This window comes from Nonomuraea jabiensis, from assembly GCF_014204795.1.
Classification (GTDB): domain Bacteria; phylum Actinomycetota; class Actinomycetes; order Streptosporangiales; family Streptosporangiaceae; genus Nonomuraea; species Nonomuraea jabiensis.
The window spans coordinates 3,448,727-3,461,299 of record NZ_JACHMB010000001.1 but is presented as its reverse complement, the minus strand read 5'-3'; the positions used below and the strand labels follow the sequence as shown (position 1 = coordinate 3,461,299).

Here is a 12,573-nt window from a genome sequence, read left to right as displayed (position 1 = left end):
CGCGAACGCGGCGCCCTATCCGTACACCAGTACGAAAATCGCCGCAAGTCCGACGCAGACGATGATCCCCCGGAGCACGGGCGCCGGGATGCGCCGCCCCACCCTGGCGCCCAGGAAGCCGCCCGCCACCGCGCCCGTGGCCACCCCCGCCACGGCGAGCCAGTCCACGTGCGCGACCACGACGAACAGCACGGCGGCCACCGCGTTGACGATCAGCGCGAGGACGTTCTTGGCCGCGTTCACCCGCTGGAGGTGGTCGTCGAGGAAGCTGCCGAGCAGCCCGATCAGCAGCACGCCCTGGGCGGCGCCGAAGTACCCGCCGTAGATCCCGGCCGCCAGCACGCCGAACCACAGCTCCAGCCCTCCGTGCGGGTGCGCGTGCTCGCGCCGGTCGGCCAGCCACCGGTTGAGCCTGGGCTGGACCAGGACCAGCACGCAGGCCAGCGCGATCAGCGCGATGACGACGACCTGGAACACCGACGGGTCCAGGAACAGCAGCAGGATCCCGCCGGCCAGCGCGCCCAGGGCGGAGGCCAGGCCCAGGCGCAGCAGGCGTTCGCGCTGGCCCCGCAGCTCGGGGCGGTAACCGTACGCGGCGGTGAACGAGCCGGGCACGAGCCCGATGGTGTTGGAGACGTTGGCGGTGACGGGATCGACGCCGATCGCCAGCAGCGTGGGGAACGTGATCAGGGAGCCGGACCCGACGACCGCGTTGATCGCACCGGCCACCATGCCGGCCACGCAGACCGCGGCCAGTTCCCACCCCGTCACGAGCCCTCCTTACACGTCCGGGCTCTTGGGGGGTGTGAAGAGGCCGCCCAGATTCTCCAGAACTTTGCCCATTTCTGATGGGACGATCCAGATTTTATTGGCGTCGCCCTTGGCGATCTCCGGCAGGGTCTGCAGGTACTGGTAGGCGAGCAGGTGCTGGTCGGGTCGCCCCTCGTGGATGGCCCTGAACACCATGCCGATCGCGTCCGCCTGGCCCTTGGCCCGCATGGCCTGGGCCTCGGCCTCCGCCTGCGCGCGCAGCACGGCCGCCTCCGCCTCGCCGCGCGCCCGCAGCACGGCCGCCTGCTTCTCGCCCTCCGCCTGCAGGATCGCCGCCTGGCGCTGGCCCTCGGCGGTCAGCACGGCGGCGCGCTTGTCGCGGTCGGCGCGCATCTGCTTCTCCATCGAGTCCTGGATGGAGGAGGGCGGGTCGATGGCCTTGAGCTCGACCCTGTTGACCCGGATGCCCCACTTGCCCGTCGCCTCGTCCAGCACGCCGCGCAGCGCGGTGTTGATGTCCTCGCGGGAGGTCAGCGTGCGTTCCAGGTCCATGCCGCCGACCACGTTGCGCAGCGTCGTGACCGTGAGCTGCTCGACGCCGACCAGGAAGTTCGCGATCTCGTACGTGGCCGCCTTCGGATTGGTGACCTGGAAGTAGATGACGGTGTCGATGGACACCACCAGGTTGTCGGAGGTGATCACCGGCTGCGGCGGGAAGGAGACCACCTGCTCCCGCAGGTCGATCATGTCCTTGATGCGGTCGATGAACGGCACCACGAGGTTGAGCCCCGGGGTCAGCGTCCGGTGGTAGCGCCCCAGGCGTTCGATGATGGCGGCCGTGGCCTGGGGGATGATGCGGACCGTGCGGGCCACCCCGAAGCCCACCGCCGCGACCACGACAAGGGCGACGATGAGCTGCTCGACGGACATGGCGACGCTCCGGAGTCGAGGGGACCGACTCCGTAGATCCTATTTCCCGTCTTTCCGCTTTCGGCGGCTTTATGTGGATAAATAGGGGGATTAGTAGGCGCGCGCGTACCAGCGGCCCTCGGCGCTGCGCTCCAGCGAGAGCGGCACCCCGAACGTCTGCGACAGGTTCTCGGGCGTCATCACGTGCTCCAGCGGCCCCTGCGCCACCACCGAGCCGTGCCGCAGCAGCAGCCCGTGCGTGAACCCGCTCGGCACCTCTTCCACGTGGTGCGTCACCAGTATGAGCGTCGGCGAACGATAGTCGCCCGCCAGCACCGACAGCCGGCGCACCAGGTCCTCGCGCCCGCCCAGGTCGAGCCCGGCCGCGGGCTCGTCGAGCAGCAGCATCTCGGGGTCGGGCATGAGGGCGCGGGCGATCTGCACCCGCTTGCGCTCCCCCTCCGACAGCGTGCCGAACCGCCGCCTGATCAGATGGGCCGCGCCCATCATGTCGATCAGCTCGACCGCCCTGGTCACGTCGTTGGAGTCGTACTCCTCCGTCCAGCGGCCCATGATCCCGTACGAGGCGGTCAGCACGAGGTCGATGACCTTCTCCTCCGGCGGGATGCGCTCGGCCAGCGCGGAGCTCGCCAGCCCGATCCGCGGGCGCAGATCGAAGACGTCCGCCTGCCCCAGCCGCTCCCCGAGCACCTCGACCAGGCCCTCGCTCGGGTAGAGCAACGTGGCCGCGACCTGCAGCAACGTGGTCTTGCCCGCGCCGTTGGGACCGACGACGACCCAACGCTCGTCGGCGTTGACCGTCCAGTCGATGCCGCGCAGCAGGGCCGCTCCGTCCCGCCTGACGGCGACGTCCTGGAGCCGCAGCACCTGACCACCCATCCCCGATACCTCCTTAGGAGTCACGCTCGGGACAAACCTATTGCAGGGCGAGCGCTTATCGTGGATCGGTGCGCCCTGAATCACCTGTCTGTCCCTCCCTGGTCGCCTGGGGCAACGCGTGGCTCGCCGGTCACGTCGGCCTCGACGAGGCGGCTGACCACGTGGAAGCCGCCGGCGGTCCCACCGTGGCCGGCGACGTCCCGTTGCGTAAATACCTCGCAAACCTGCGCTCCGACGGCCTGCGCGAGTTCCGCCTCGCGCTGCCCGCGCCCGGCGATCCGCTGGGGCTGTCGGGGCCCGCCGCGTTCAACTCGGCCGCGGTGGACGCCGGCGAGGCCGCCATCGCGGTGCTCGACGGCCGCAACCTCGGCCTGGTGCCGGTGCCCGACCTGCGCGGGTCGTCGTATGTCGGGGTACGCCTGGAGATCTACGACTCCGGGCCCGTACGCCATGATCTGCCGTCGCTGTCGGAGGCCGAACGCGAGCTGTCGGAGGCCATGCGCTCGGCCACCGACACCCTGTCCGCCGTCGAAGGCCCCGCGCAGTCCCGCCCCTCGGCCGTCGGGCACCGGGGCGGCGAGCTGGCGCCCGGCTACCCCGCGCGGGCGCACCGCGTCTCCACCCTCGCCACGCGGCTGGCCGCCGTGGTGCGGCTGGCCGACGAGCGCGGGCTCACGTCGGGGCAGATCGCCGCCCGCGCCGCGGCCCTGCGCGAGCTGGACCGGGCGGTACGCCGCGCGCTCGTGGCCGCCCACCACGCCATCTTCGAACCGCTCAGGAGCACGTAGCCGGCCCACTAAGAGCTGCTCTCGATCTTCCACAGCCTGACCACCTTGTCCTTGCCCGCGGACACGATGGCCGCGCCCCCGTCGAGCGGGACGATGCCCACGGCGTACACGCCCTTCTTGTGTGCCTTGACCGGTTTGCCGAGCGTCTTGCGGGTCTCGGGGTCCCAGAGCCTGATCGTGCCGTCGGTGCTGCCGGACAGCAGCACCGTGCGGCCGTCGAGGGTGCCGAAGGAGAGCGAGTAAACGATCTTCTTGTGGCCGGAGAGGGTGGCGACGGTCTTGCGGCTCTTCGGATCCCAGAGCCTGATTTTTCCGTCTTTGCCGCCGGACGCCACGACCGTCTTCCCGCCCACCTTGCCGACCGCGACCGAGTACACGCCCCTGGAATGGCCCTTGTACGCCTTCCCGTACGCCTTGTGCTTGGCCATGTCCCACATGCGCACGGTCTCGTCCTCACCGGCCGAGATGGCGACGGCCCGGTCGCCCAGGTGGGTGGCGCTGAGCCAGTTGACCGGCTTGCGGTGGGCCCTGATGATCTTGCCGGTGGACTTGCGCTTCTTCAGGTCCCAGAACCTCAGATAGCCGTCGGCGTCGCCGGTCACCGCGACGTACCTGCCCTTCACCTTGGTCACGGCGACCGCGTAGACGGCGTCGCCGTGCCAGCCGAGCACCTTGCCCTTGTGGGTCTTGAGGTTCCACAGGCGCACGCTGCCGTCGTACCCGCCGGAGACGGCCATGGGGGTCTTGCCGACCATCACGCAGGCGACGGCGTACACCTCCTCGCTGTGGCCCTTCATCGTGGCCAGCGACTTGTGCCTGGCCAGGTCCCACAGCCGCACCCGGCCGTCCTGCCCGCCGGTGACCAGCCACGTCCTGCCGCCCGCGGAGAGCGCGGAGATCGTCTGGACACCCTTGGTGTGCCCCTTGAACGACTTCCCGTCCTGCTTGCCGAGGACGGGGACGACCTTCTGGGTGGGGGTGGGCGTTGGGGTGGGCGTGATCTGGGTGGGTGTCGGGGGCGGGGTCTCGGCCTGCGTCAGGGCCTGCGTCCGGGCCGGGCTCGCGCTCGCGGAGGTGGTCACCTGGGCGGCGTTCCCGCCGGTCGGGGAGCCAGTGCCGAACATCTTCGGCCCGAAGTACAGCACGCTGCCGGCCAGGGCCAGGGCCACGACGAGCGCGCCGGAGACCATGGCGGCCCGCCTGCGCCTGGCACCGGCCTCGTCGGGCCGCTCCTCGGTCGGCGCATGCTTGAAGAACGCGTCGTTGTCCCCCCGCCCACCACCCTCCCGCCCCGCCGCCTGCTGAGCCGACGCCTGCCGAGACGGGGGCCCCTGCCCTTGCCCCTGGCCGTGCCCCTGCGCTTGCCCCTGGCGCCCTTGGCCGTGGTGCCCCTGGCCCGGCACCGACGGCGCACGCCCGGGCGGCCCCTCACCGCCCGCAACCCCCTCCGCCCCCGACGTCCCCGGGCCGGGCGCCGGAGGACGGGGCGCGGCCGGGTGGGGCGGGGCGCTCATCGGATAGGGCGGCGGCACCGGGGACGGCCCCGGCGGAGGCTGCTGCCGAGGCACATAAGGCACCCCCTGCTGCGGCGGCACGTACGGCACCGCAGGCGGCCCGCCCGCGGGACCCGAGGACGGCGCGTACGCCTCCCCCGACGGGTTAGCCCACCCGTACCCCCCAGGCGGGACGGACGCCGCCGGCCCACTGGGGTTCGCCCACCCGGTGCCGGCCGCGTGACCGCCGCCCGGTGCAGCCTCGGGCCCGTGGGGGCTCGCCCAACCGGCAGCGGGCGGGGACGGATCCGGCGGGGTCTGCTCGGCCGCCAGTTGCGAGCCCGTGTCGAGCGCGTCCTCGGGCCGCGGCGACTCCCCCTCGTTCGCCAGCAGCGCGAACAGCACGTCGGCCGCCGCGGGCCGCTCGTCGGCCCGCTTGCTCAGGCACGACCGCACGACCGGCCGCAGCGTCTCGGGCAGCGCCGACAGGTCGGGCTCCTCGTGCATCACCCGGTAGACGACCGCGGGCAGGCTGTCCTGGCCGAACGCGGGCCGCCCCGTGGCCGCGAACACCATGGTCAGGGCCCAGCTGAACATGTCGCTGGCCGGCCCCACCCGTTCGGCCGAGATCTGCTCGGGCGACATGTACGCGGGCGTCCCCACGACCCCGCTGCTGATCGTCATCGCCGAGTCCAGCGCCCGCGCGATGCCGAAGTCGATCACCCGTGGCCCGTCGTGGCCGAGCAGCACGTTGCTGGGCTTGAAATCGCGGTGCACGATCCCGGCGCGGTGGATGGCGGCCAGCGCGGTGACCGTTCCGACGGCCAGGCGGTAGAGCGCCCCTCCCGTACGAGGCCCGTCGCGCTGCACCACCACCTGCAGGGAGACCCCGTCCACGAGCTCGCTGACGATGTACGGGTGCTCGCCGTCCATGTGGGCCCCCAGCACCTGCGCGGTGCAGAACTGGGCCACCCGCCGCGTGGCCGCCACCTCGCGCAGGAAACGTTCGGAGTCCAGTCCGGGCCTGTCCAGCCGGGTGTTCAGCAGCTTGATCGCCACACGCCGCCCGTCGGGCGACTCGCCCTCGAAAACGATCCCCTGCGCCCCCTTGCCCAGGCGGCCGAGCAGCCGGTATTCGCCCAGTGTTCGCGGATCGGTCGGCTGTAAGGGGTGCGTTTCCGGCACCTGGTCCTCCCCGTTGCGCTAGACCCCCGTTCACAAGTGGGATAAGCGCGGGCAAAAACCCACAAACCACCCCAGGTCACGAAAGATCATTGCTCTTTGCGAAAAATTTGCCCTACGCAATAATCGTGGAGATGATCGGGGATTTCCAGCACCGTACGGGGAGCCGTCATATGCGTAGAAGCTTCAGCCTGTTCTTAGCCGGCGGTCTGGTCGCGGCGCCGCTGGCCGTACCCGCCCCGGCGAGTGCCACCACCGCCGCCGCCCCCACCACCACGGCGGTCGCCCGGTTGAAGCCGTACTCCAGCTTCAAGATCTCCGTCAAGCACACCAGCCGCACCAAGCGCGGCGGCAAGATCACATACTACGTCCGCGCCAAGAACCTGGGCCCCTACTACGCCGACTACTACTGGATCGGCGGCGAGGTGCCCAAGGGCGTCGTGCCCACGCTGCGCTGGGGTGCCGCGAAGGGCACCAAGTGCACCTGGGAGGACCGCTGGTTCTGGTGCTGGGGCCCGCTGCGGCTGGAGAAGGGCAAGACCGACTGGCTCAACTTCCAGGTGACGCTGAAGAAGAGCACCAAGGGCACGGCCACGGCCCGGGTCGGCGTGATGGCGTTCGACGTCGACCAGGGCATGGAGAACATAGCCGAGGAAGAGCTCAAGCGCCTCGGCATCAAGGGCTACTACTGGCTCAAGAAGGTCAGCACCAAGATCGTCTCCCCGCCGCGCCGGCCGGGCCGGAGCTGGTCGCCGCCGCCGCCGGTCAAGACCTACAACCCGCCCGCCAGCCACGAGGAAAGCAACAAGAAGAAGGACACCTGACCCTCATCCCAGGCCGTGCCGGACCGCGTACAGCGCGGCCTGGGTGCGGTCCTGGACGCCCAGCTTCATCAGCACGTTGGAGACGTGGGTCTTGACCGTCTTCTCCGCGACGGCGAGGCTCCTCGCGATCTCCCGGTTGGAGCGGCCGGCCGCGATGAGCGCGAGCACCTCGCGCTCGCGGTCGGTCAGCGGCACCGGTGGCGGGCCGTCCGGCGCCGACAGCATCGCCTCGGCGGCCTCGGGCGCCAGTAACACCTGCCCTCCGTGTACGGCCCGCACGGCCTGCACCAGCGCGTTCGGATCGACGTCCTTGTAGAGGAACCCCGACGCCCCCGCCCGCATGGCCGGGCCGACGTCGGAGCGGTCGCTCACCGACGTCAGCACGACCACCCTGGTCGCCGACCCGGCCAGCCGTTCGAGGGCGCCGAGCCCGTCGAGCACCGGCATCTTCAGGTCCAGCAGCAGCACGTCGGGCGCCAGCTTCCCGACCAGCTCGACGGCCTGCGCCCCGTCGCCCGCCTCACCGACGACCGTGATGTCGTCCTGCAGGTCGAGGAACGTACGCAGCCCCTGCCGCACCACCGGATGATCGTCGGCGATCAGCACCCGGATCAAACGCCCACCTCCACACGTACCGTGGTCCCCCTGCCGCGGGCCGACTCGACGGTCATGACCCCTCCCACGGACTCCGCCCTGTCGCGCATGGACACCAGGCCCAGGCCGCGCGACTCCGCCTGTTCGAAGCCGTTGCCGTCGTCGCGCACGATCAACACCAGCTTGCCGTCCTCGTACGCCAGGCGCACGGAGACGCTCGTGGCCTCCGCGTGCCTGAGCACGTTGTGCAGCGCCTCCTGGGCCACCCTGAGCACCGCCACCTCGACCGCCGAGTCGACCGGCGGCAGCTCCGCGCACTCGAACGTGACCATGGCCGGGTGGAGCCGGTCGAGCAGGCGCACGTGCTTGCGCAGCGTCTCGGCCAGGCCGTGCCGGTCGAGCTCGGCCGGCCGCAGCTCGACGATCACCGCCCGTAGCTCGGACAGGGCCTCCCCGGCCAGGCGCTGGACGCGTTCGAGCTCGGCGGCGGCCTTCTCGGGCGCCCGGTCGAGCATGGCGGAGGCGGCCTGCGCGGTGAGCCTGAGCGAGAACAGCTTCTGCGTCACGGCGTCGTGCAGCTCGCGGGCCACCCGGTTGCGCTCCTCCAGCATGGCCAGCTCGCGCCCGCGCTCGTAGAGCCTGGCGTTGGTCAGCGCGATGGCCGCGTGCGCGGCGAACAGCGTCAGCAGCTCCTGGTCGGCCTGCGTGAAGCCGCCCGGCGTGCGCTTGTTGGCCAGGAAGATGATGCCGAGCACCTGGTCGCCGTCGCGGATCGGAACGCCGAGGAAGTCCTTCATCACCGGGTGGGCCTTCGGCCACCACTCGAACCTCGGGTCCTTGCGCAGGTCGGGCAGCCTGACCGGGCTCCCCTCGCGGAGCATCGCGCCGAGCATGCCATGCTGTCGGGGCAGCGGCCCGATCGCGTCCCACTGCCTGTCAGTGAGGCCCTCGGCGACGAACTCGCCGAACGACCCCTCGTCGTCGGGCACGCCGAGCGCGGCGTAGCGGGCGTCGAGCAGCCGTTGCGCCGAGCGTACGATGACCTGCAGCACCTCGCGGACCGACAGATGGCGGGTGACCGCGAGCACCGCGGAGCTCACCGCCTGCAGGATCTCGTCTCGGTCGGAGGTCACGGGACCCAGCTTATGGTCCTAGGACGATGTGCCCAGGCGACGGCGGGACTTCGGCCCGATGTGCGCCGCCCGCGGCGTTTCTAACGTCGGCACCATGACGAACACCGCACTCATCACCGGCGCTTCCCGCGGTCTCGGACTCGCCCTGGCGAGGTCTCTGGCGGGCGCCGGCTGGAACCTCGTGCTCACCGCCCGCGGCGCGGACGACCTGGAGCGGGCCGCGGCCGAGCTGGGCGCCACCGCGATCCCGGGCGACGTGACGGAGCCCGCGCACGTCGAGCGGCTGGCCCGGGCGGCGCCCGAGCTGGACCTGCTGGTCAACAACGCCAGCGACCTCGGCGTGACGCCGCTGCCGCCGCTGGCGGGCTACCCGCTGGAGGCGTTCCGGGTGCTGCTGGAGACCAACGTCACCGCCCCGCTCGCGCTGATCCAGGCCACGCTGCCCGCCCTGCGCGCGGCGGGCGGGGCCGTCGTGAACATCACCTCGGACGCCGCCACGGGCGCGTACGAGGGCTGGGGCGGCTACGGCGCCACCAAGGCGGCCCTGGAGCAGCTCTCCAACGTGTTGTCGGCCGAGGAGCCCGCGATCCGGGTCTGGTGGGCCGACCCCGGCGAGATGAACACCCGCATGCTCGCCGACGCCGTGGGCGCCGACGAGGCCGCGTCCGCCACCGACCCAGCCAAGGTGGCCGCCGCGCTGCACGACCTGGTGCGGTCCCGTCCGGCCAGCGGCAAAGTGAGCCTGCAATGACCGTCGCGCTCGACTTCGCGCTGCCGCCGGGCCTGTCGGCGAGCGAGCCTCCCGAGGCGCGGGGGATGTCCAGGGACGCGGTACGCCTGATGGTCTCGCGCGGCGACCTCGCCCCCTCCCACCACCACTTCGCCGACCTGCCGGGGCTGCTCGACCCCGGTGACCTGATCGTCGTGAACAACTCGGCGACCCTGCCCGCGGCCGTCCGGCTCGACCGGCTGGCCGTGCACTTCTCCACCGCCAGGGAGGACGGCACCTGGCTGGTCGAGCTGCGCCGCCGTACCGCCACCGCCACCGAGCCCTACGGCGGGGGCGAGCCCGGCGAGTGGCTGCCGCTGCCCGGGCGGGCCACGCTGCGGCTGATCGAACGGGAGACGCCGCGCCTGTGGCGGGCGTCGCTGGACCGGGAGGTGGAGCCGTACCTGCGGGCGCACGGGGCGCCGATCCGCTACTCGTACGTGAGCGAGGACTGGCCGATCGAGGCGTACCAGACCGTGTTCGCGACCGTGCCCGGGAGCGCGGAGATGCCGAGCGCGGCGCGGCCGTTCACCGTGGAACTGGTGACGGCGCTCGTGGCACGCGGGATCGGGATCGCGCCGATCACCCTGCACACGGGGGTCGCCTCGCCGGAGAAGGACGAGCCGCCCTACGCCGAGCGGTACGAGGTGCCGGCGGCCACGGCGCGGCTGGTCAACCTGGCGCGCGAGAGCGGCAACCGGGTGGTGGCCGCGGGCACCACCGTCGTACGGGCCCTGGAGACGGCCGTCGGGGCGGACGGGCTGGTCGGCGCGGCCGCCGGGTGGACCAGGCACATCGTCACGCCGCAGACCGGCGTACGGGCCGTCACGGGGCTGATCACGGGGCTGCACGAGCCGCGCTCCAGCCACCTGCTCATGCTGTCCGCGATCGCGGGCGAGGCGGCGCTCGCCCGGGCGTACGGGGAGGCGCTACAGAACGCATATCTGTGGCACGAGTTCGGTGACACGCACTTGATTCTGAAGAAATAGCCTTTACATAGATTTTGCCAACATGATAGGAACAGCGGGCATTTACGGGGGCTTCTACTGTGTGCGCCTCCCCGTGACCACTTCCTCACCGGAGACGTTTAATGCGTAACCTGACCAAGGCCGCGTCGCTGGCATTGCTGGCCGCGGCCCTGCTTGTCCCGGCTGTTCCGGCTTCCGCTTCCGCTTCCGCTTCCGCTTCCGCCACGACGGTCGCCGACGAGCCGTTCTCGGTCTTCGACGTCAAAGTGAAGGCCGCGAAGACGGCCAAGGCCGGCGGCAAGCTCAACTTCACCATCGTCGCCACCAACAAGGGGCCCTACCAGGCCGACGCCTACTTCGTCGGCGGCGAGTTCCCCAAGGGGGTCGACCTCAGGCGGATCATGTACCGGACGAGCGTCAAGGACACCGAGTGCGGGCTCGAGGGCCGCGCGTTCTTCTGCCTCGTGCCCAAGATCCTGGAGAAGGGCGAATCCATCGCCCTGATCTTCGAGACCAAGCTCAAGAAGACGGCGACCGGCACGCAGACCGCCAAGCTCGGCGTGGTCTCCTACGACGTCCAGACGGGCATGGAGAACATGAGCAAGGAAGAGCTCGAGCGGCTCGGCATCCCCGAGCACGGCTACGTGAAGACGGTCAAGACCAAGATCGTCCGCTAGTACGCCGCTCTCTGGAACGTTTCGACCCGCTGCAACGTTTCGACCCCGGAACGTTTCGACCCGCTGGAACGCTTCGAGCCACTGGAGCGTTTCGAGCCGCGTCCACCGTGACGTGACACCGCTGCGCCCGCGCCCGAATGCCCGCCCTGCTTCGCGAGCATCGGGCCGGGCGCAGTACCGTGGCTGGATGTGGACCAGCGCAGCCTCCTGATCACCCTGACCGGCCCCGACCGGCCCGGAGTCACCTCGCGGCTTTTCTCCGTTCTGTCCGCCTTTCCAGTGACTGTGGCGGACATCGAACAGGTCGTCATTCGCGGCCGGCTCACGCTCGGCGTGCTCGTCACGTACGCGGGCGGCCCCCCGACGGGCACCGGCACGACCCTCGGCGCCATGTGGACCGCGGTCGAGCGGGTGGCCGAGGACCTCGGCATGGAGGTGGAGCTCTCCACCGGCTCCCAGGCCAAGGAGCAGCGCCGCCGCGGCCGCCTGTCGGTCAGCGTGCTGGGCGCCACGCTCCAGCCCGCCGCCATCGCGGGCATCGCCGGACGCATCGCCGCCGCCGGCGCGAACATCGACCGCATCGAACGCCTCGCCCAATGGCCCGTCACCTGCATCGAGCTGTCCGTCTCCGGCGCCGACCCCAGCTCGCTACGGGTCGAGCTGGCGGCCGAGGCGGCCGTCCAAGAGGTGGACGTGGCCGTGCAGCGCACCGGCCTGTCGCGCCGCGCCAAGCGCCTGATCGTCATGGACGTCGACTCGACCCTCATCCAGGGCGAGGTCATCGAGCTGCTCGCGGCCCACGCCGGCTGCCTGGACGAGGTCGCCAAGGTCACCGAGCAGGCCATGCGCGGCGAGCTCGACTTCGCCGAGTCCCTGCGGCGCCGGGTGGCGCTGCTGGAGGGGCTGCCGGCCGAGGTGTTCGAGGAGGTGCGCAAGGAGGTCGTGCTCACGCCCGGCGCCCGCACGCTGGTCCGCACGCTCAAGCGGCTCGACTACCGCTTCGCCATCGTCAGCGGCGGGTTCACGCAGATCACCGACGGTCTGGTGGAGGAGCTCGGGATCGACTACTCGGCCGCGAACGTCCTGGAGGTCATCGACGGGCGGCTGACCGGTCGCGTCGTGGGCGAGATCGTGGACCGGCCGGGCAAGGCGCGGGCGCTGGAGCGGTTCGCGAAGGAGGCCGGCCTGCCGATCTCGCAGACGGTGGCCATCGGCGACGGCGCCAACGACCTCGACATGATCGCGGTGGCCGGGCTGGGGGTGGCGTTCAACGCCAAGCCGGTGGTACGGCAGGCGGCCGACACGGCGGTCAACACTCCCTACCTCGACTCGATCCTCTACCTGCTGGGGATCTCCAGGGACGAGGTGGAGGCGGCGGACGCGGAGGACAGCGCCACCTTCACCGCCGGCTGACCCTCACCCCCCAACACCCTGCCCATCCTGGAGCCCCAGGATGGGCTCTCCGGGCTCTGGGAACGGTCCCCGGGGTCCTTGGGGAACCTCACCGCCCATTGGACCCCTCCGTGCCCCTCGGGGGCCTCAGTGTCCACTGGGCCCCTTCCGTG

The 12,573-nt window shown here is 71.3% G+C and carries 12 protein-coding genes; 6 read left to right on the top strand and 6 right to left on the bottom strand.

The window, feature by feature from the left end; all coding sequences use genetic code 11:
* Positions 1-15: 15 nt before the first annotated feature.
* From HD596_RS15545 to HD596_RS15535, 3 genes are all read right to left on the bottom strand, one after another.
* Positions 16-771 carry a sulfite exporter TauE/SafE family protein gene (locus HD596_RS15545; RefSeq protein WP_185069926.1) on the bottom strand — a complete coding sequence of 252 codons (756 nt, stop codon included), beginning with the start codon at positions 769-771 and terminating at the stop codon, positions 16-18.
* Positions 772-780: 9 nt separating this feature from the next.
* Positions 781-1,701, bottom strand: coding sequence for an SPFH domain-containing protein (locus HD596_RS15540; RefSeq protein ID WP_185069925.1), 921 nt, complete (start codon positions 1,699-1,701; stop codon positions 781-783).
* 90 nt (positions 1,702-1,791) lie between these two features.
* Complete coding sequence (locus HD596_RS15535; protein WP_185069924.1) at positions 1,792-2,580, bottom strand: ABC transporter ATP-binding protein; 789 nt, start codon at positions 2,578-2,580, stop codon at positions 1,792-1,794.
* A gap of 68 nt (positions 2,581-2,648) precedes the next feature.
* Here HD596_RS15535 and HD596_RS15530 point away from each other — a divergent pair, with 68 nt between their 5' ends.
* The gene (locus HD596_RS15530) at positions 2,649-3,368 is read left to right on the top strand and encodes an Rv1486c family protein (RefSeq protein WP_313044165.1); all 720 of its coding nucleotides are present in this window, start codon (positions 2,649-2,651) and stop codon (positions 3,366-3,368) included.
* An 8-nt stretch (positions 3,369-3,376) separates the two neighbouring features.
* On the opposite strand, the gene HD596_RS15525 is transcribed toward HD596_RS15530, so the two are convergent.
* A complete protein-coding gene (locus HD596_RS15525; RefSeq protein WP_185069923.1) occupies positions 3,377-6,046 on the bottom strand; it encodes a serine/threonine-protein kinase in 2,670 nt (889 codons plus the stop codon).
* Between the two features lie 170 nt (positions 6,047-6,216).
* Here HD596_RS15525 and HD596_RS15520 point away from each other — a divergent pair, with 170 nt between their 5' ends.
* Complete coding sequence (locus HD596_RS15520) at positions 6,217-6,867, top strand: hypothetical protein (RefSeq protein WP_185069922.1); 651 nt, start codon at positions 6,217-6,219, stop codon at positions 6,865-6,867.
* A gap of 3 nt (positions 6,868-6,870) precedes the next feature.
* On the opposite strand, the gene HD596_RS15515 is transcribed toward HD596_RS15520, so the two are convergent.
* The gene (locus HD596_RS15515) at positions 6,871-7,482 is read right to left on the bottom strand and encodes a response regulator (protein WP_185069921.1); all 612 of its coding nucleotides are present in this window, start codon (positions 7,480-7,482) and stop codon (positions 6,871-6,873) included.
* Positions 7,479-8,594 carry a GAF domain-containing sensor histidine kinase gene (locus HD596_RS15510; protein ID WP_313044163.1) on the bottom strand — a complete coding sequence of 372 codons (1,116 nt, stop codon included), beginning with the start codon at positions 8,592-8,594 and terminating at the stop codon, positions 7,479-7,481. The genes HD596_RS15515 and HD596_RS15510 overlap by 4 nt, the downstream gene beginning before the upstream one ends.
* A gap of 94 nt (positions 8,595-8,688) precedes the next feature.
* Here HD596_RS15510 and HD596_RS15505 point away from each other — a divergent pair, with 94 nt between their 5' ends.
* The 4 genes from HD596_RS15505 to serB all read left to right on the top strand — a co-directional run bounded on the left by HD596_RS15505 (position 8,689) and on the right by serB (position 12,421).
* Entirely contained in the window at positions 8,689-9,345 is a 657-nt protein-coding gene (locus HD596_RS15505; RefSeq protein WP_185069920.1) for an SDR family oxidoreductase, read from the top strand.
* Complete coding sequence (locus HD596_RS15500) at positions 9,342-10,352, top strand: S-adenosylmethionine:tRNA ribosyltransferase-isomerase (protein WP_185069919.1); 1,011 nt, start codon at positions 9,342-9,344, stop codon at positions 10,350-10,352. Before HD596_RS15505 ends, HD596_RS15500 begins: the two co-directional genes overlap by 4 nt.
* Before the next feature lie 101 nt (positions 10,353-10,453).
* A complete protein-coding gene (locus HD596_RS15495; protein WP_185069918.1) occupies positions 10,454-11,008 on the top strand; it encodes a DUF11 domain-containing protein in 555 nt (184 codons plus the stop codon).
* Positions 11,009-11,197: 189 nt separating this feature from the next.
* The gene (gene serB / locus HD596_RS15490) at positions 11,198-12,421 is read left to right on the top strand and encodes a phosphoserine phosphatase SerB (protein ID WP_185069917.1); all 1,224 of its coding nucleotides are present in this window, start codon (positions 11,198-11,200) and stop codon (positions 12,419-12,421) included.
* Positions 12,422-12,573: the final 152 nt, after the last annotated feature.

What these genes read in the sequence shown, in the direction of transcription:
- HD596_RS15540 (WP_185069925.1), bottom strand. Translation starts at nt 1,701, where the DNA reads ATGTCCGTCGAGCAGCTCATCGTCGCCCTTGTCGTGGTCGCGGCGGTG.
- HD596_RS15535 (WP_185069924.1), bottom strand. Translation starts at nt 2,580, where the DNA reads ATGGGTGGTCAGGTGCTGCGGCTCCAGGACGTCGCCGTCAGGCGGGAC.
- HD596_RS15520 (WP_185069922.1), top strand. Translation starts at nt 6,217, where the DNA reads ATGCGTAGAAGCTTCAGCCTGTTCTTAGCCGGCGGTCTGGTCGCGGCG.
- HD596_RS15505 (WP_185069920.1), top strand. Translation starts at nt 8,689, where the DNA reads ATGACGAACACCGCACTCATCACCGGCGCTTCCCGCGGTCTCGGACTC.
- HD596_RS15500 (WP_185069919.1), top strand. Translation starts at nt 9,342, where the DNA reads ATGACCGTCGCGCTCGACTTCGCGCTGCCGCCGGGCCTGTCGGCGAGC.
- HD596_RS15495 (WP_185069918.1), top strand. Translation starts at nt 10,454, where the DNA reads ATGCGTAACCTGACCAAGGCCGCGTCGCTGGCATTGCTGGCCGCGGCC.